Genomic DNA, 17228 nt, shown 5'->3' on the forward strand with positions numbered 1-17228 from the left:
AATTCCAGAAAAGATGGTTGGGTTCACGACGTGCACCACCACCCCATCGCCTCGCCCGAGACGGTGCTGCGGGAGGCCGGGCTCCGCGTCACCAAGCCGCGGCTGGCTGTCATCAGCGCCCTCGCCGCGACCCCTCACTCCGGGGCCGACGCTGTCCTGACCGCCGTAAGACGCGAGGCCGAGGTCTCGACCCAGGCGGTCTACGACGTGCTCAACACGCTCACCGAGAAGGGTGTGCTGCGCAAGTTCCACCCGGCCGGCTCCGTGGCTCGCTACGAGCTGCGGACCGACGACAACCACCACCACCTGGTCTGCCGCTCCTGCGGCGCGGTCACGGACGTCGACTGCGCCACCGGCGCCGCCCCGTGCCTGGACCCCGAGCCGCTGGGCTCGCGCGGCTTCATCGTCGACGAGGCCGAGGTGACCTTCTGGGGGCTCTGCTCCTCCTGCCAGACCGCGGCGCGGTCCGGCAGCTGACGACTGACACGACATCGCCATCTCACCGGCAACAACAAGGAGACACCTATGAGTGACACCCGTCCGCACGGCGGATCGACGACGGCCTTCGGCGCCCCGGCTCCGAGCGACCGCAACTCCCTGACCGTCGGTACCAACGGCCCGCTGCTGCTGCACGACGTGCACTTCCTCGAGCAGATGGCGCACTTCAACCGGGAGAACGTCCCGGAGCGTCGCCCGCACGCCAAGGGCTCGGGCGCCTTCGGCGAGTTCGTGACGACCGAGGACATGTCCGCCTACACCAAGGCCGCGATGTTCCAGAAGGGTGTCAACACCGAGCTGCTGATCCGCTTCTCCACCGTCGCCGGTGAGCTCGGCTCCCCCGACACCTGGCGCGACGTCCGCGGCTTCGCCCTGAAGTTCTACACCTCCGAGGGCAACCACGACATCGTCGGCAACAACACCCCGGTGTTCTTCCTGCGCGACCCGATGAAGTTCCCCCACTTCATCCGCAGCCAGAAGCGGCTGCCCGACTCCGGCCTGCGCGACGCCGACATGCAGTGGGACTTCTGGACCCTCAACCCCGAGTCGGCCCACCAGGTCACCTACCTGATGGGTGAGCGCGGCCTGCCGCGCACCTGGCGCCACATGAACGGCTACGGCTCGCACACCTACATGTGGGTCAACGAGGCCGGCGAGAAGTTCTTCGTGAAGTACCACTTCCACACCGAGCAGGGCATGGAGTTCTTCAGCGACGAGGAGGCCCAGGAGATGGCCGGGGCGGACGCGGAGTACCACCGCCGCGACCTCTTCGACTCGATCGCCGAGGGCGACTACCCGAGCTGGACGCTGAGCGTCCAGATCATGCCCTACGCCGAGGCGGCCAACTACCGCTTCAACCCCTTCGACCTGACCAAGATCTGGCCCCACTCGGACTACCCCCTGGTCAAGGTCGGCCGGATGACGCTCAACCGCAACCCCGTGAACCACTTCGCCCAGATCGAGCAGGCGGCGTTCTCCCCCGGCAACATGGTCCCGGGCGTCGGCCTCTCCCCCGACAAGATGCTCCTGGGTCGCTCGTTCGCCTACAACGACGCACAGCGCAACCGCATCGGCACCAACTTCATGCAGTTGCCGGTCAACCGCCCCAAGACTGCCGTCAACACCTACCAGTTCGACGGCCAGATGGCCTTCGAGCACTCCGGTGCGGCCCCGGTCTACGCGCCGAACTCCTACGACCGCGGCTGGTCCGACGGCGGCGCGCAGCCCGAGGAGACCTGGGCCGTCGACGCCGAGCTGGTGCGCAGCGCCTACAGCCTGCACGCCGAGGACGACGACTTCGGTCAGGCCGGCACGCTGGTGCGTGAGGTCTTCAACGACGAGCAGCGCGAGCGCTTCGTCAGCACGGTGGCCGGCGCCGTCGGTGGCGTCCAGCGTCTCGACATCCGTCAGCGGGCCTTCGACTACTGGAAGAGCGTCGACACCGGGATCGGCAAGCGCATCGAGGAGAAGGTGCTCGCCGGCGACGGCGACGCCCACGCAGTGTCGGGCATGGGCGAGGACTGAGCCCTCCCGCACACCACCCGCTCTGATGGCGCAGACCACGAGGGGCATCCGGTACGCCGGGTGCCCCTCGTGGCGTGCCTGTCTGTTGAGGGTTCGGCACTGAGAGGATGGATCCGTGACCCGCAGCCATGATGACGTGCTCGGCGCGCCCTACACCGTCGAGACCCTGTCCCTGCGCCCCGACGACGAGGGCGAGGTGGTGGCCACCCTCGTGCACCGCCCGGCGGACCAGGGCACCCCCGCGCGCGGGGCAGTGCTGCACGTGCACGGGTTCGCGGACTACTTCTTCCACACCGAGTACGCCGAGTGGTGGACGGGGCGCGGCTACGACTTCTACGCCCTCGACCTGCGCAAGTACGGGCGGTCGCTGCGCCCCCACCAGACCCCCAACTACGTCGCCGACCTCGAGGAGTACTTCGAGGAGCTCGACATCGCCTGGGAGCACGTCACCGAGCGCGACGGGCACCACCGCGTGGTGCTCAGCGCACACAGCACCGGCGGCCTGACCCTCCCACTGTGGGCCGACTCCCGGCGGCCGGAGGCACAGGGGATGGTGCTGAACTCGCCGTGGCTCGACCTGCGCGGCTCGCTCTGGATGCGCACGGTGGGCACCCGACTCATCGACCAGGTGGGCCAGCGCAGGCCGCTGCGGGAGATTCCGCGCACGGTGAACGGCTTCTACGGCCGCAGCCTGCACCGCGATCACGAGGGCGAGTTCGACTACGAACTCGCTTGGAAGCCGATGGACTCCTGGCCCGTGTACGCCGGGTGGCTGCGGGCCATCCGGCGTGGACACGCCCGCGTGCACGCGGGACTCGAGGTCGGCTGCCCGGTGCTCGTGCTGTGCTCCGCGCGGACGGGCGCCCCCGTGGAGATGGGCGAGGAGGTGCACAGCACCGACATCGTTCTCGACGTCGGCCAGATCCGTCGCTGGGCGACCTCGCTCGGTCGACACGTGATGACCGTCGGCGTCGACGGTGCCCGCCACGACGTCGTGCTGTCCCGGCAGCCGGCCCGGGCCCACGCCTACGCCGAGATCGAGCGCTGGCACACGGCGTACGTCTCAGAACCGGGAGCGACCAACGCCTGACGGGAGCGGATGTGGCTAGGGTCACGCCCATGAATCCTGTGACCGGCCTCGCCCTGGGCCGCATCGCCGTCGGCGCCGTCTCGTTCCTCTCCCCCGACCAGGCCGCCCGGCTCTTCCGGCTGGACCCCACGACCAACCCCCAGCTTCCCTACATGAGCCGGATGTTCGGCTCCCGCGAGATCGCCCTGGGGGCGATCACCCTGATGGCCACCGGTGCGGCGCGCCGGCGGCTCGTGCAGCTCGGTGTCGCGGTGGACGGAGCCGACACGGTGGCTGCGCTGCTCGCGGCCCGCGGGGGCTACGTCAGCAAGGCGACCGGCGCGCTGTTGGCCCTTCCCGCCCTAGGCGCTGTCGCCGTCGGCGTGTCCGACCTCACCGACGCCGGCTGATCCTCCGTCTCGAAGCCGCTCCTGACAGGCACCTCGAGGTCTACGCTGAAATCCCGTCCCAGGAGCAGCGATGACCTACCAGCCCTTCCCGCAGGACCGTCCCGCACCATCCGCTGCCGGCGTGCCTGCCCCGCTGCTCGACCGGTTCGTGGCTCGCATCCTCGACGGTCTGGTCGTGGCCGTGCCCTACGTCGTCCTCACGATCGCGATCAACATCGCCGTCGAGAGCCGCTACGTCGAGGCAGCGCTGACCGGCATCGTGCTGGTGGTCCTGCAGCTCGGCTACTTCGGCTACCTGGAGTCCGCGCGCGGCCAGACCATCGGCAAGATGGTGCTCAAGCTGCGCACCGTCGGCCCGGGGGGCGCGAACCCGACCATGGAGCAGGCTCTGCTCCGCAACATCTTCTATGCGGCCGGTCTGCTCTCGATCGCGCCCTTCGTGGGCGGCTTCTTCGCGGGTCTCGTGCAACTGGTCGCGTGGATCACGATCGCGGTCGGCATCAACGCCGACGCAGCCCGTCGTCAGGGCTGGCACGACAAGGTCGCCGGCGGCACGCAGGTGCTGAAGTACGGCTGACTCTGGTCGTACGACGTGAGTCGAGGCCTCAGAGCAGGAACGACGCCAGGGCGACGACGCCCACGGTCACGATGAAGATCCGCAGCCCCGTCGCGGGCAGCCGGCGTCCCACGCTCGCGCCGATCTGACCGCCGATCACGGAGCCGACGCCGATCAGGGCCACGATGCGCCAGTCGACATCGGCGACGACGGCGAAGATCAGGCCCGAGACGCCGTTGACCACCGCGGCCAGGATGTTCTTCACGCCGTTGAGGCGCTGCAGGGTCTCGTTGATGCCGATCCCCATCACCGCCATCAGCAGCACGCCCTGGGCGGCGCCGAAGTAGCCGCCGTAGACGCCGGCGAGCAGGACCAGGGGCCAGACCCACCAGGCGCCGTTCTGCGGCAGACCGCCCACGTGCTCGTGGCGGCGCGCCACCCAGGCAGAGATCCGGGGCTGCAGGACGACCAGGACGCAGCCCAGGACGATCAGCACCGGCACGATCGCCGAGAAGGCGTCGTCGGGAAGCGCGAGGAGCAGCACCGCGCCCAGGATGCCGCCGATCAGCGAGGCACCGGCCAGGCGCAGGATGCGCTCGCGCTGCCCGGCGAGCTCGCGGCGGTAGCCCCAGGCTCCGGAGAGCGAACCCGGGACGAGGCCGATCGTGTTGGACACGTTGGCGGTGACCGGCGGGATGCCGAACGCGATGAGGGTCGGGAACGTCACGAGCGTCCCCGACCCCACCACGGTGTTGATGGTGCCGGCCGCGACCCCGGCGAGCAGGACCGCGGCCATCTCGATCATGCTCACGGGCTCGGCGGCACCTCGGCGTCGTCACCCTGACCAGCCGTGGCCGACCGGCGCGGCGAGGCCGCCACCTCGGCCTCGGCGATGGCCCGACGGACCTCGGCCTGGGCGTCCGAGACGGCCCGGTCCTCAGTGCCCGACTCCTTGCTCAGCGACGTGGCGTCGTCGCCCATCGGCACCCGCACCCGCGGTCCCTCGACCTCGTCGGGGATGCCCTGCAGGCTGTTCATGGTCGAGCCGAGCCCCTCGAGGGCCTTGCCGATCTCGCTCGGGACGATCCAGACCTTGTTGGCGTCGCCCTCGGCGATCTTCGGCATCATCTGGAGGTACTGGTAGGCCAGCAGCGACTGGTCGGGGCGGCCGTCGTGGATCGCCTGGAAGACCGTCTGGATGGCCTGGCCCTCACCCTGGGCGCGCAGGATCTGCGACTCCCGGTCGGCCTGGGCGCGCAGGATCTGCGACTCCCGGTCCCCCTCGGCGGAGAGGATGGCGGCCTGCTTCTGGCCTTCGGCCGTGAGGATCGCCGACTGGCGACCACCCTCGGCGGTGAGGATCTGCGCGCGCTTGTCACGGTCGGCGCGCATCTGCTTCTCCATCGAGTCCTTGATCGACGGCGGCGGGTCGATGCCCTTGAGCTCGACACGGTTGACCCGGATGCCCCACTTGCCGGTGGCCTCGTCGAGGACGCCGCGCAGCCGCGTGTTGATCTCGTCGCGGCTGGTCAACGTCTCCTCGAGGTCCATGCCGCCGACGATGTTGCGCAGCGTCGTCATCGTCAGCTGCTCGACGGCCTGGATGTAGTTGGCGATCTCGTAGGTCGCGCTCACCGGGTCGGTCACCTGGAAGTAGATGACGGTGTCGATGGACACCACCAGGTTGTCCTCGGTGATCACCGGCTGCGGCGGGAAGCTCACCACCTGCTCGCGCAGGTCGATCATGTAGCGCACGCGGTCGATGAACGGCACCACGATGTTGAGCCCTGCGGGCAGGGTCTCCTTGTACTTCCCGAACCGCTCGACGACTCCGGCACGCGCCTGCGGGATGATCCGCACGGTCTTGGCCAGCAGCACGACGATGAACACGCCCAGCAGCACGAGAAGCGCTAGGAAGATCGTCATGGTGACTCCTCTCAGCTCTCCAGGGTGGGGACGGGGTGGACGTAGGCGGTCGCGCCGCGGATCTGCAGGACCTCGACGGTCTCGCCGGGGGCGATGACGACCGACTCGTCGTAGGGAAGAGCCGACCAGATCTCGCCCCCGAGACGCACCCGACCGGCTTGCAGACCGGAGATCTCCTCGGTGACCTTGCCCTGGGTGCCGACGAGCTTGCCGTGACCCACGACCAGCTCAGGCCCGTGGTGCAGCCGCTTGGCGATCGAGGGCCGCACCAGCATCAGCATGGCAGCGGACGACAGGACGGCAGCCAGCGCCTGGACGGCCAACGGCAGGTCGAGCACGGCCGCGAGCATGCCCACGAGGGCACCTGCCGCGAGCATCGCCAGGACGAGGTCGAGACTCAGCATCTCGGCGACACCGAGGACGATGGCCAGCCCCAGCCAGGACTCCCACGCGTGCTCCTTGAGCCAGTCGAGCCAGTCCATGACCCAACCCTATCGGGCGGTCACTGAGCGCGATGCTCACTTCGGCGACGTGCCGACCAGCGGCCGTCCACGTGGGACAGGCTCAACGGCATCGCGAAGGTCTCGGAGAGGTTGCGCTCGGTCAGCGTATCGGGGATCGGACCTGCCGCGGCGACCCGCCCCTCACGCAGCATCAGCACGTGGGTGAAGCCCGGAGGGATCTCCTCGACGTGGTGGGAGACGAGCACCGTCGCCGGGGAGTCGGGGTCGACCGCCAGCGTCGAGAGGATCGAGACCAGGTCCTCACGACCCCCCAGATCCAGCCCGGCGGCGGGCTCATCCAGGAGCAGCAGCTCCGGGTCGGTCATCAGCGCCCGCGCGATCTGCACGCGCTTGCGCTCGCCCTCGCTCAGGGTGCCGAACGTCCGGTCGCGCAGGTACTGCACCCCGACCTCGGTGAGCAGCGCGTCCGCCCGATCGTGGTCGAGGTCGTCGTAGTCCTCACGCCAGCGCCCGAGCACGCCGTACGACGCGGAGACGACCACGTCCTGCACCAGCTCCGCCCGCGGAATGCGCTCGGCCAGAGCCGCGCTGGTCAGCCCGATCCGGGGCCGCAGGTCGAACACGTCGACGGTCCCGAGCACCTCGCCGAGGATGCCGACGACGCCGCCGGTCGGGTGCATCTGCGCCGATGCCACCTGCAGCAGTGTGGTCTTGCCGGCGCCGTTGGGTCCGAGGATCACCCAGCGCTCGTCCTCGTTGACGGTCCAGGACACCTGGTCCAGCAGGGTCGCCACGCCCCGTCGGACCGTGACGTCGGCGAACTCGAGGACAGCGGTCATGGGCTCACCCTATCCAGACGACTCCGAGCCCCGCGTAGGGTCATCGCCCGTGACTGCCTCGCTGCCCGATTCTGCCGTTCTGGCCTGGTGGGGGACGTCCTGGCTGCGCGGCCAGGTGGTGTCCGACCAGCTCCTCGACGCCGTGCTGGGAGAGGAGGACGCGACCCACCTGGTGCGGCCTCTGACGACCGACACCCTGTCGCCCGCAGAGCCGATCTCCCTGCTCGAAGCCCTGGCCCGGCTGAGGGCTGAAGGCCTGGACGGGCTGGGGCTGGCCCTGCCGGCAGAGGGCGACCCGGTCGGCCTCGGGGGCCCCGCGTCGTTCAATGCCGCCGCCCTCGAGGTGGGCGAGGCCGTCGTCGCGGGACACACGGGCCTGGTCCCGGAACGCGTCGGCCGGGCCGTGACCTGGGTCGCCCATCCGGCGGCCCGGCGCCAGCTGCCCGACGTCGGCGAGGCCGACCGGCAGCTGCGGGCGGGCATCATCTCCGCCGCCGACGCCCTCGCTGCGCTCGAGGTGGCACGTTGGCGCCCCGAGGTGGCCGACGAGCTGATGAACCTGCGTCGCGTCCCGGTGCCCGAGGCGCCGCCGGGCGTGCCGCGGCGCTGCATCGAGCTGGCCGGTCGCGCCCTGCTCGCGGCCGGGATCGTGGACCTCGCCCTGGAGGACGACGGCGCCGCCGTCACGGCGTACGAGATCGGTATGCGGCGCGATGCCCTGCGTCCTCTGGAGTACGCCGCGCGCCGGGCGCTGGTCGCGGCCTGTTCACCGGAGGTGTGGCCGCCGGGATGAGCACCGCCCCGCGATAGCCTCCTTCTGCCATGACAGAGGACTCCCCCACGACCCTGCTGATCACTCTCACCGGCACCGACCGGCCCGGAGTGACCTCCACCATCTTCGCCACCCTCGCGCACACGGGCGTCGATGTGCTCGACGTCGAGCAGATCGTGCTGCGCGGCCAGCTGGTCCTTGGAGTGCTGGTCACCGCACCCCGGGACTGGAAGAAGCTCGCCACCGCGGTCAAGGAGAGCGCTGCCACCCTCGACATGCACGTCGAGGTGGAGCGCGGGACTGGGGACAACCGGACCCGCAAGCAGGGTCGCTCCCACGTCACCGTCCTCGGAGCCCCGCTGCACGCCCACGCAATGGCTGCCGTCGCCGGTCGCATCGCCGACGTCGGAGGCAACATCGACCGGATCGTCCGCATGGCGCGCTATCCCGTCACCGCCATCGACCTGCACGTCTCCGGGGTCGACACGGCCAGCCTGCGCTCCGTGCTCGCACCCGAGGCCGCCCGCCAGCACGTGGACGTGGCCGTGCAGCCGGCCAGCCTGATCCGGCGCGGCATGCGCCTGATCGTGATGGACGTGGACTCGACGCTCGTGCAGGGCGAGGTGATCGAGATGCTGGCCGCACACGCCGGCTGCGAGGCGGAGGTCGCCCGGGTCACCGAGGCCGCCATGCGTGGCGAGCTGGACTTCGAGGAGTCGCTGCGCTCGCGCGTCGCCCTGCTGCGCGGTGTCGACGCCTCCGCCCTGGATCAGGTGTACGACGCGATCCAGCTCGCGCCCGGCGCCCGCACGATGGTGCGCACGCTGAGCCGCCTGGGCTACCGCTTCGCGATCGTCTCGGGGGGCTTCAGCCAGATCACGGATCGGCTCGCGAAGGATCTCGGGATCCACTTCTCGCGGGCCAACGAGCTGGAGATCGTCGACGGCAAGCTCACCGGCGGGATCGTGGGGCGAGTCGTCGACAGGGCGGGCAAGGCGGAGGCGCTGCGCGAGTTCGCCGCCAAGGTGGGTGTGCCGGAGTCCAGCGTGGTGGCGGTGGGCGACGGGGCCAACGACCTCGACATGCTCAACGCCGCCGGACTGGGCATCGCCTACAACGCGAAGCCGGCGGTGCGCGAGGCAGCCGACACCTCGGTCAACGTCCCCTACCTCGACGCGGTGATGTATCTGCTGGGGATCACCCGCGAGGAGATCGAGGCGGCGGACGCCGAGGCCGGCATCGTGACGCCCGCGCCGCCGCTCGTGGGCTGACTCGGCTCGAGTCTGAGTCCGCTCAGGGGCCGAAAGGAGTCGGCCTCAGCCTCGTCCGACGTGGAACGCCACCAGCCGTGCCGAGCCGAAGGCCAGATCGCCCCACTCCCCGTCGTACTCGAAGGTCGCGAGGGCGGCGGTGGGATAGCCGGCCGCCATCGCGGCGCCCGCCTGCTGGTCGCCCTCGCCGTCGTCGAGCAGCTGGGCGAGGTAGGCGATCGTGGGGTTGTGCCCCACGACGATCAGCGACCGGGCAGTGGCGGGCGCGAGCCGCACCAGATCGAGCGCGGTCTCGGGGCCGGCGGAGTAGAGGCCGCGATCGACGTCGGGGTCGATCGTCCAGCCGGTGCCGGCGACCAGCTCGGTCCAGGTCGAGCGGGTGCGCGTCGCGGCCGACACCAGCGCGTGGTCGGGCGCGAACCCCTGCTCGGTGAGCCAGGCGGCTGCCTGGGCTGCGTCTTTGCGACCCCCAGCGGTGAGATCACGGGCTGCGTCGGAGTCGGCGTGAGACTCTGCCTGGGCGTGGCGCATCAGGACGAGTCGGCGGTTCGCGGGCACCTGTCGATCCTCCCACCCTCCGGGGTCCGACGACAGGTCAGGTGGCTCAGGAGCCCATCGCGTGGAAGCCGCCGTCGACGTGGACGATCTCGCCGGTGGTGGCAGGGAAGAAGTCCGAGAGCAGGGCGCAGACGGCCTTGGCCGTCGGGGTCTGGTCCTTCTCGTCCCAGCCCAGGGGGGCCCGGTCGCTCCACATCGACTCGAGGTCCTCGAAGCCCGGGATCGCCTTGGCCGCCAGGGTCTTCAGTGGCCCGGCCGCCACCAGGTTGCAGCGGATGCCCTTCGGGCCCAGGTCCCGGGCGAGGTAGCGCGAGCACGACTCGAGACCCGCCTTGGCCACGCCCATCCAGTCGTAGGCCGGCCACGCCACCGTGGCGTCGAAGGTCAGGCCGACCACCGAGCCGCCCTCGCTCATCAGGGGCAGGCACGCGGTGGTGAGCGACTTGAGCGAGAACGCCGAGACCTGGAGCGCCTGGGCGACATCGGGCCAGGGGCCCTCGAGGAAGTTGCCGCCCAGCAGCGTCTCCGGGTTGCCGTAGGCGATGGAGTGCACGACCCCGTCGAGGCCGTCGACGTGCTCGCGCACCAGCTCGGGCAGCCTGGCGAGGTGCTCGTCATCGGTCACGTCGAGCTCGAGGACCGGGGGCGCGACGGGGAGCCGCTTGGCGATCCGCTTGGTGATCCCCAGCGCTCGCCCGAAGTTGGAGATCAGCACCGTGGCGCCCTGCTCCTGCGCCACCCGCGCAGTGGCGAACCCGATGGAGGAGTCCATCGTGACGCCGGCGACCAGGATCCGCTTGCCCTCGAGAATGCCCATGCGTGTTGCTCCCTCTGATTGCGTCCGGCCGGTTGGCGGCCGACTCGATATGGCCGTCTGCGTGAGGAGGGTCAGTGACCCATGCCGAGACCGCCGTCGACGGGGATCACGGCCCCCGTGACGTACGCCGCGGCGTCCGAGGCGAGGAAGGCGACGACCGACGCCACCTCGTCCGGGGTGGCGTAGCGACCGAGCGGCACCTGGGTCTTGATGGTGGCCTTCTGCTCGTCGGTGAGCGACTCGGTCATGTCGGTCTCGACGAAACCGGGCGCCACGACGTTGGTGGTGATCGAGCGGCTGCCCAGCTCACGGGCCATCGACCGCGCCATCCCCACCAGGCCGGCCTTGGACGCGGCGTAGTTGACCTGCCCGGCGGAGCCGAGCAGACCCACGACCGAGGAGATGAAGATGATCCGGCCGCGTCGCTGGCGCAGCATTCCCTTGGCAGCCCGCTTGGCGAGCCGGTAGGAGCCGGTCAGGTTGGTGTCGATCACCGAGGACCAGTCGTCCTCCGACATCCGCAGCAGCAGGGTGTCGGCGGTGATGCCGGCGTTGGCGACCAGCACCTCGACCGGGCCGTGCGCCTGCTCGACGGCGAGGAAGGCCGCCTCGACCGCGGCCGGGTCCGTCACGTCGCAGCGCACGTCGAGAGCGCCCTGAGGGGCGCCCCCGTTGCGCGTGGTGACGGCGACCTTGTCGCCCTGGGCCAGGAACGCCTCCGCGATGGCGCGGCCGATGCCGCGGTTGCCGCCGGTGACGAGGACTGATCTGCTCACGTCCAGCGACGCTAGCGATTACCGATGCGTAGCCCTAACTGCACCGGTGCAGTCACCGCCGGCCCAGCCACCTCATACTCAGTCGTCCTCGAGGCGGAACCCCAGCTTGATGCCGACCTGGAAGTGCTCGACCTCGCCGTCCTTGACCTGCCCGCGGACCTGGGTGACCTCGAACCAGTCGAGATGGCGCAGGGTCTGGGAGGCGCGCGAGATGCCGTTGCGGATCGCCTGGTCGATGCCGTCGGGCGAGGTGCCGACGATCTCGGTGACGCGGTAGGTGCGGTCGGACATGGGGACCTCCGTGTGGTTTCGCCCGGGCTTCTCCCGGACGGCTCGTTGATCGTAGCGACGTACGATGGTGCGCATGGCTGAGCGCGACCGGCGCCGGGACTCCGAACCCGTGCGCATCACCACCGCGGCGAGCAGCCGCGCCGAGGAGATCGCCGCGCGGCAGCGGCGCTACCTGTACTCGATGTCCCTGCGCTCGATCTGCTTCGTGGGCGCGGTGATCGCCGACGGCTGGCTGCGCTGGGTCCTCGTGGCCGGGGCGCTGGTGCTGCCCTACATCGCCGTGGTGATGGCCAACGTGGTTCCCCGGCGGCGCGACGACTTCGACCTGCAGGAGGCCGGTCCGGTCGCCCCTCAGATCGGCGCCGCCCACCGCACCGCCCCCCTGCCGCCGGGCGCCTGACGTCGTCGAGCCGCGCTCGGACCATCGTCGCGTCACCGCTCTGGTGATCGAACCGTTGGAATTGGCCCGAGCCCGTGCAAGAATCAACTTCGCGAGTTCGGTCTCCCCCGTCTGAACTCGCATCGTGATGCCGGACAGCTTCCCCCGTGGCTGTCCGGCATCGCCCATTTCGCGCCGGGTCTCCAGGGGCCTGGCCGGCGGTCTTCGGGCTGAGGTGCCTAGGCTGGGGGCATGTCAGAACCCTCGCCGCTCGCAGCAGGGGACGACGCCCCGCTGATCTGCTCTGCGAAGGGCTGCCAGGACGCCGCCGTGTGGGCGCTGCTGTGGAACAACCCCAAGCTGCACACCCCGGAGCGACGCAAGACCTGGCTGGCGTGCGAGGTGCACCGCACGACGCTCGGCGAGTTCCTCGACGCGCGCGGCTTCCTGCGCGACGTCGAGCCCGTCGCCGGCTGAGCCCCCCTCAGCCGCCGATGGCCGACATCGGCCGATCGGGCTGCAGGAACGTCGGGTCGTCGATGCCGTGGCCGGCGCGCTTGCCGGCCATCGCGGTCACCCAGCGTCGCGCGATCTCGTCGTCGCTCGCCCCGCCCCTCAGCGACGCGCGGAGATCGGACTCCTCGCGGGCGAAGAGGCAGTTGCGGACCTGGCCGTCGGCCGTCAGCCGGACCCGGTCGCAATCGCCGCAGAACGGGCGCGTGACGCTCGCGATCACACCGACCGTGCCCGGCCCGCCATCGACCGTGAACAGCTCCGCCGGAGCGCTGCCGCGCGGCTCGGCAGCCGGGGTGAGGACGAACTCGCGCTCGAGCATCGCGAAGATCTCGTCGGCCGTGATCATCCGCTCCCGGCTCCAGCCGTGCTGGGCGTCCAGCGGCATCTGCTCGATGAAGCGCAGCTCGTAGCCCTCGCTCAGCGCCCAGCGCAGCAGCTCGGGGGCCTGGTCATGGTTCATGCCGCGCAGGAGGACCGCGTTGATCTTGATCGGACCGAGGCCGGCGTCGCGGGCGGCGGCCAGGCCGGAGATCACGTCGTCGAGGCGGTCGCGGCGGGTGATCGCGGCGAAGGTCTCGGCTCGCACACTGTCGAGGCTCACGTTGACCCGGTCGAGACCCGCCGTGGCGAGCGCTCCCGCCGTACGGGCCAGGCCCAGGGCGTTGGTCGTCACCGACAGCTCCAGGTCGGGACCGACCTCCCGGCTGCGACGCACGATGTCGACGAGCCCACGGCGCACCAGCGGCTCACCGCCCGTGAAGCGGACCTCGCGGATCCCGAGCCGCTCCACGCCGATGCCGATCAGCCGCACGATCTCGTCGTCGGAGAGGACCGAGTCGTCCGGAAGCCAGTCGAGCCCCTCCGGTGGCATGCAGTAGGAGCAGCGCAGGTTGCAGCGATCGGTCAGGGAGACGCGCAGGTCCGTGGCCACTCGGCCGAAACGGTCCGCGAGCTCGTAGGTCGTGACGGGGTCACTGCTCATTGCGACAGTGTAGGCAGGGACCGGTCGCAAAGCCCTGATCGCGCGCGACCAATCCCCGCCGACTAACCTCTGAGGGTGGGTGCGATGCGGTTGTTCCTCAGCAGGCGGTGGGCGCTGTTCGCCGTCGCCGTCGCTCTTTTGTCGTACGGCGCGTGGTGGCTGGGCGGTTGGCAGTTCGACCGGCTCGAGGACCGCAAGGACCGCAACGCCGTGATCGAGCGCAACGAGAAGTCCGCTCCGCGTCCCGTCGAGGACGTGCTGGCCCCGGGCCGCGCGGTGGACGCCGAGGACGAGTGGACCCGAGTCACCGCAACCGGCGTCTATGACACCGACGACACCGTGATCGTCCGCTACCGCACGCGGGACGGGAAGTCCGGCATCAACGTCGTCGTGCCCCTCGTCACCGAGGACGGCACCGCTGTGCTTGTGGACCGCGGCTGGATGCCCACCGACAACCGCGGCATCGACGCGGCCGAGGTGCCGCAGCCGGCCGAGGGAGAGGTCACGATGACCGGCTGGGTCCGCGTCGACGCCACCGGCGACAGCGCCGAGGTCGCCAACCAGTCGACCCGCTCGATCTCCAGCGCCGAGATCGGCCCGGCCCTGGACCGTGAGGTCTACGGCGGCTTCGTGGAGCTGGTCTCCGAGGACCCGGCTCCCGCCGAGGCGCTGACGCCGACCGACCTGCCCGACCTCGACGACGGACCGCACTTCTTCTATGGGCTGCAGTGGTGGTTCTTCGGGGTGCTGGCCGTCTTCGGCTTCTGCTACCTGGGGTACGACGAGTGGCGCAAGGCCAAGCGCAAGAGTGACCCAGCGCCGGCCGACGACGGGGAGCCGGCCGGTGACCCCGTCGACCCCTCAGAGCGCCCGGAGCATGCCCCCGTCGACAGGTAGCATCACGCCGGTCAGGAACGAGGCCGCCGGCGAGAGCAGGAACGCCGCGGCTCGCCCGAGCTCGTCCGGCTCCCCGTAGCGTCCCAGCGGGATCGTCGCGATGGCGGCGGCGCGCGCGGCCTCCGGGTCCCCGGTCGAGTCGTCCAGCTCGGCCACCCGCTCCGTCGCGATCCGTCCCGGCATCAGCCCGTTGACGCGCACCCCGCGCGGCCCGAGCTCGTCGGCCAGCGTCTTGGCGACCATCGCCAGCCCCGGTCGCAGCCCGTTCGAGATCGCCATCTCCGCCAGTGGCGTGCGCACGCTGGAGGACAGCACCAGCGCCAGCGAGCCCCCGTCATCGAGTGCCAGCCCGATCTCACGGACCAGGCGCACCGCTCCCAGGAAGACCGAGTCGAAGGCCTGCGACCAGGCCTCGTCGCCGGTGGCGGCGACGCTCCCCTTCGGCGGACCCCCGACGCTGATCAGGGCACCGTCCAGACGGCCCCAGCGCTCGTGGGCGGCGGCGATCAGCCGGCCGGGCGTGGCGGGGTCGGCGTTGTCCGCGCTGACGGCGAGCGCCGACTCCCCCAGCGCCGTCGTGGCCTGCTCCAGCGAGTCCTGGCTCCGCCCGGAGAGCACGACCCGCGCCCCCTCGGCGACCAGACGGTCGGCGGTGGCCCGCCCGAGACCGCGGGCCCCACCGGTGACGACGTACACACGATCGCGCAGCTCGAGATCCATGCCGGCGAGCCTAGCCAGCGATGCCCGGGGGCGGGAGCGCTCAGCCGACCCTGTCGCCGTCGTGGGCGGCGAACTGGGTGCGATAGAGATCGGCGTAGAGACCACCCTGGGTGAGCAGCTCGGTGTGGGTGCCGGACTGGACGATCCGGCCGTCCTCCAGCACCAGGATCCGATCGGCGTTGCGCACGGTGGAGAGCCGGTGGGCGATCACCAGCGAGGTGCGACCCTCCAGCGCCGCGTCGAGGGCGCGCTGGACGGCGGCCTCCGACTCGCTGTCGAGGTGGGCGGTCGCCTCGTCGAGGACGACGATCGCGGGTGCCTTGAGCAGGAGACGGGCGATCGCCAGCCGCTGCCGCTCCCCGCCGGAGAGCCGGTAGCCGCGGTCCCCGACGACGGTGTCGAGTCCGTCGGGCAGGCTGCGCACGAGCGTCGCCACCTGGGCGGCCTCCAGGGCGCTCCAGATCTCGGTGTCGTCCGCGCCCGGCCGCGCATAGAGCAGGTTGGCGCGGATCGTGTCGTGGAACATGTGGGCGTCCTGGGTGACGTAGCCGACCGCGTCCTCCAGCGACTGCAGCGCCACGTCGCGCACGTCCTGGCCACCGACGCGGACGGCGCCCTCGCTCACGTCGTACAGGCGGGCCACGAGGTGGGTGACAGTGGTCTTGCCGGCGCCGGAGGGACCGACCAGGGCGATCATCTGGCCGGGCTCGGCGTGGAAGCTCACGTCGTGCAGCACGGGCCCGCTGTCACGCGTCTCGCGCCTGGCCACGCCCTCGAGCGACTCGATCCCGACCTCGTCGGCGCCGGGGTAGGCGAAGCTCACGTGGTCGAACTCCAGACGGGAGGCTCCGGCCGGGAGCGTGCTCGCGTCCTCCTTCTCCCGCACGAGCGAGGGCAGGTCGAGCACCTCGAAGACGCGGTCGAAGCTGACCAGGGCCGTCATCACGTCGATGCGCACGTTGGACAGGCCCTGCAGCGGGCCGAGCAGCCGCAGCAGGAGCGTCGCCAGAGCGCCGAGCGTGCCGATGGTCAGCTGGTCGCGCACGGCGAGGTGGCCGCCCACGCCGTACACGAGCGCGGTGGCGACGGCCGGCACCATCATCATGGTGGCGACGAAGACCCGGGTGATCAGCGAGATGCGGATCCCGAGGTCGCGGACCCGACCGGCCTTCTGCGCGAAGAGGGCGTCCTCGTCGGCGCGACGGCCGAAGAGCTTGAGCAGCATCGCCCCGCCGACGTTGAACCGCTCGGTCATTACGTTGCCGAGGTCGGCGTTGCCGTCCATCTGCTGCCGGGTCAGCCCGGCCAGCCGGTTGCCGACCCAGCGGGAGGTGAGGAAGAGGATCGGGAAGGTCGCCAGGCACAGCAGGGTGACCTTCCAGCTGAGCACGAACATCGCGATGCCGACCACGACGACCGAGATCGAGTTGGACACCGTGCTCGACAGCGTCGAGGTGAAGGCACGCTGGGCGCCGATCACGTCGTTGTTGAGGCGGGAGACCAGGGCCCCGGTCTGGGTGCGGGTGAAGAAGGCCAGGGACTGACGCTGGACGTGGGCGAAGACCTGGGTGCGGAGGTCGAAGATCAGCCCCTCCCCGATCCGCGCCGACAGCAGGCCGGCCAGCACCGTCAGCACGGCGCCGACCAGCGCGGTGCCCAGCATCGCCAGTGCCAGCAGCGTGATCAGGGTCGGGTCGTTGCCCAGGATCCCGTCGTCGATGATCCGCTGCACCAGCAGCGGGGTCACCACCACGAGGCTGGAGTCGACCACCGTGAGGGTCAGGAACATGACGATCAGGCGCCGATGCGGCTTGGCGAACTCCAGGATCCGGCGCACCGTGCCGCGCTCGACCTTGGTCTTCGCGATGCTGCGGTCGGTGCGCAGGTTGCGGAAGGCCGGACCCATTCCCATGCCGGACATGGCGCCTCCTCCGGGCCCCATTCAGGCCTGCTTCGTCATGAT

The 17228-nt window shown here is 70.7% G+C and carries 21 protein-coding genes; 10 read left to right on the forward strand and 11 right to left on the reverse strand.

Going from position 1 to position 17228, the window contains the following annotated elements; all coding sequences use genetic code 11:
- The first annotated feature begins 30 nt into the window (after positions 1 to 30).
- The 5 genes from ACYU7L_RS01785 to ACYU7L_RS01805 all read left to right on the forward strand — a co-directional run bounded on the left by ACYU7L_RS01785 (position 31) and on the right by ACYU7L_RS01805 (position 4078).
- On the forward strand, positions 31 to 477 hold the full coding sequence (locus ACYU7L_RS01785; RefSeq protein ID WP_460793467.1) for a Fur family transcriptional regulator: 447 nt from the start codon (positions 31 to 33) through the stop codon (positions 475 to 477).
- Between the two features lie 48 nt (positions 478 to 525).
- The gene (locus tag ACYU7L_RS01790) at positions 526 to 2022 is read left to right on the forward strand and encodes a catalase (RefSeq protein ID WP_460793468.1); all 1497 of its coding nucleotides are present in this window, start codon (positions 526 to 528) and stop codon (positions 2020 to 2022) included.
- Between the two features lie 115 nt (positions 2023 to 2137).
- Positions 2138 to 3112: an alpha/beta hydrolase gene (locus tag ACYU7L_RS01795; protein WP_460793469.1), complete on the forward strand. Its 975-nt coding sequence runs from the start codon at positions 2138 to 2140 to the stop codon at positions 3110 to 3112.
- 29 nt (positions 3113 to 3141) lie between these two features.
- Positions 3142 to 3501 (forward strand): DUF4267 domain-containing protein, encoded by a 360-nt coding sequence (locus ACYU7L_RS01800; RefSeq protein WP_460793470.1) that lies wholly within the window; start codon positions 3142 to 3144, stop codon positions 3499 to 3501.
- Positions 3502 to 3571: 70 nt separating this feature from the next.
- Positions 3572 to 4078 carry an RDD family protein gene (locus tag ACYU7L_RS01805; RefSeq protein ID WP_460793471.1) on the forward strand — a complete coding sequence of 169 codons (507 nt, stop codon included), beginning with the start codon at positions 3572 to 3574 and terminating at the stop codon, positions 4076 to 4078.
- 28 nt (positions 4079 to 4106) lie between these two features.
- Here ACYU7L_RS01805 and ACYU7L_RS01810 read toward each other — a convergent pair whose 3' ends face one another.
- Genes ACYU7L_RS01810 through ACYU7L_RS01825 form a run of 4 tightly spaced genes read right to left on the reverse strand, consistent with a single transcriptional unit; the run spans position 4107 to position 7286 of the window.
- A complete protein-coding gene (locus ACYU7L_RS01810; RefSeq protein ID WP_460793633.1) occupies positions 4107 to 4862 on the reverse strand; it encodes a sulfite exporter TauE/SafE family protein in 756 nt (251 codons plus the stop codon).
- Between the two features lie 2 nt (positions 4863 to 4864).
- On the reverse strand, positions 4865 to 5983 hold the full coding sequence (locus tag ACYU7L_RS01815; RefSeq protein WP_460793472.1) for an SPFH domain-containing protein: 1119 nt from the start codon (positions 5981 to 5983) through the stop codon (positions 4865 to 4867).
- 11 nt (positions 5984 to 5994) lie between these two features.
- The gene (locus ACYU7L_RS01820; RefSeq protein WP_460793473.1) at positions 5995 to 6465 is read right to left on the reverse strand and encodes an NfeD family protein; all 471 of its coding nucleotides are present in this window, start codon (positions 6463 to 6465) and stop codon (positions 5995 to 5997) included.
- A 20-nt stretch (positions 6466 to 6485) separates the two neighbouring features.
- Positions 6486 to 7286 carry an ABC transporter ATP-binding protein gene (locus ACYU7L_RS01825; RefSeq protein WP_460793474.1) on the reverse strand — a complete coding sequence of 267 codons (801 nt, stop codon included), beginning with the start codon at positions 7284 to 7286 and terminating at the stop codon, positions 6486 to 6488.
- A 49-nt stretch (positions 7287 to 7335) separates the two neighbouring features.
- Between ACYU7L_RS01825 and ACYU7L_RS01830 the strand changes: the two genes are divergently transcribed.
- The gene (locus tag ACYU7L_RS01830; protein WP_460793475.1) at positions 7336 to 8079 is read left to right on the forward strand and encodes a hypothetical protein; all 744 of its coding nucleotides are present in this window, start codon (positions 7336 to 7338) and stop codon (positions 8077 to 8079) included.
- Positions 8080 to 8108: 29 nt separating this feature from the next.
- The gene (gene serB / locus ACYU7L_RS01835) at positions 8109 to 9329 is read left to right on the forward strand and encodes a phosphoserine phosphatase SerB (RefSeq protein WP_460793476.1); all 1221 of its coding nucleotides are present in this window, start codon (positions 8109 to 8111) and stop codon (positions 9327 to 9329) included.
- Between the two features lie 45 nt (positions 9330 to 9374).
- Here the strand turns inward: serB and ACYU7L_RS01840 are convergent, their stop codons facing one another.
- From ACYU7L_RS01840 to ACYU7L_RS01855, 4 genes are all read right to left on the reverse strand, one after another.
- On the reverse strand, positions 9375 to 9887 hold the full coding sequence (locus ACYU7L_RS01840) for a SixA phosphatase family protein (RefSeq protein WP_460793477.1): 513 nt from the start codon (positions 9885 to 9887) through the stop codon (positions 9375 to 9377).
- A 46-nt stretch (positions 9888 to 9933) separates the two neighbouring features.
- Entirely contained in the window at positions 9934 to 10704 is a 771-nt protein-coding gene (gene fabI / locus ACYU7L_RS01845) for an enoyl-ACP reductase FabI (RefSeq protein WP_460793478.1), read from the reverse strand.
- Positions 10705 to 10775: 71 nt separating this feature from the next.
- The gene (fabG, locus tag ACYU7L_RS01850) at positions 10776 to 11480 is read right to left on the reverse strand and encodes a 3-oxoacyl-[acyl-carrier-protein] reductase (protein ID WP_460793479.1); all 705 of its coding nucleotides are present in this window, start codon (positions 11478 to 11480) and stop codon (positions 10776 to 10778) included.
- 78 nt (positions 11481 to 11558) lie between these two features.
- Complete coding sequence (locus tag ACYU7L_RS01855; RefSeq protein ID WP_460793480.1) at positions 11559 to 11771, reverse strand: dodecin; 213 nt, start codon at positions 11769 to 11771, stop codon at positions 11559 to 11561.
- 73 nt (positions 11772 to 11844) lie between these two features.
- Between ACYU7L_RS01855 and ACYU7L_RS01860 the strand changes: the two genes are divergently transcribed.
- Together ACYU7L_RS01860 and ACYU7L_RS01865 are read left to right on the forward strand one after the other, a co-directional pair.
- Entirely contained in the window at positions 11845 to 12171 is a 327-nt protein-coding gene (locus ACYU7L_RS01860) for a DUF3099 domain-containing protein (RefSeq protein ID WP_460793481.1), read from the forward strand.
- Positions 12172 to 12402: 231 nt separating this feature from the next.
- Positions 12403 to 12627, forward strand: coding sequence for an acetone carboxylase (locus tag ACYU7L_RS01865; protein ID WP_460793482.1), 225 nt, complete (start codon positions 12403 to 12405; stop codon positions 12625 to 12627).
- Positions 12628 to 12634: 7 nt separating this feature from the next.
- On the opposite strand, the gene moaA is transcribed toward ACYU7L_RS01865, so the two are convergent.
- Complete coding sequence (gene moaA, locus ACYU7L_RS01870) at positions 12635 to 13648, reverse strand: GTP 3',8-cyclase MoaA (RefSeq protein ID WP_460793483.1); 1014 nt, start codon at positions 13646 to 13648, stop codon at positions 12635 to 12637.
- A gap of 84 nt (positions 13649 to 13732) precedes the next feature.
- Here moaA and ACYU7L_RS01875 point away from each other — a divergent pair, with 84 nt between their 5' ends.
- A complete protein-coding gene (locus tag ACYU7L_RS01875; protein ID WP_460793484.1) occupies positions 13733 to 14545 on the forward strand; it encodes an SURF1 family cytochrome oxidase biogenesis protein in 813 nt (270 codons plus the stop codon).
- Here ACYU7L_RS01875 and ACYU7L_RS01880 read toward each other — a convergent pair.
- Positions 14510 to 15265: an SDR family oxidoreductase gene (locus tag ACYU7L_RS01880; RefSeq protein ID WP_460793485.1), complete on the reverse strand. Its 756-nt coding sequence runs from the start codon at positions 15263 to 15265 to the stop codon at positions 14510 to 14512. The two genes, ACYU7L_RS01875 and ACYU7L_RS01880, sit on opposite strands and share 36 nt — an antisense overlap.
- Before the next feature lie 40 nt (positions 15266 to 15305).
- A complete protein-coding gene (locus tag ACYU7L_RS01885; RefSeq protein WP_460793486.1) occupies positions 15306 to 17186 on the reverse strand; it encodes an ABC transporter ATP-binding protein in 1881 nt (626 codons plus the stop codon).
- Between the last annotated feature and the right edge of the window lie 42 nt (positions 17187 to 17228).

The sequence above is a fragment of the Nocardioides pacificus genome (genome assembly GCF_054775955.1).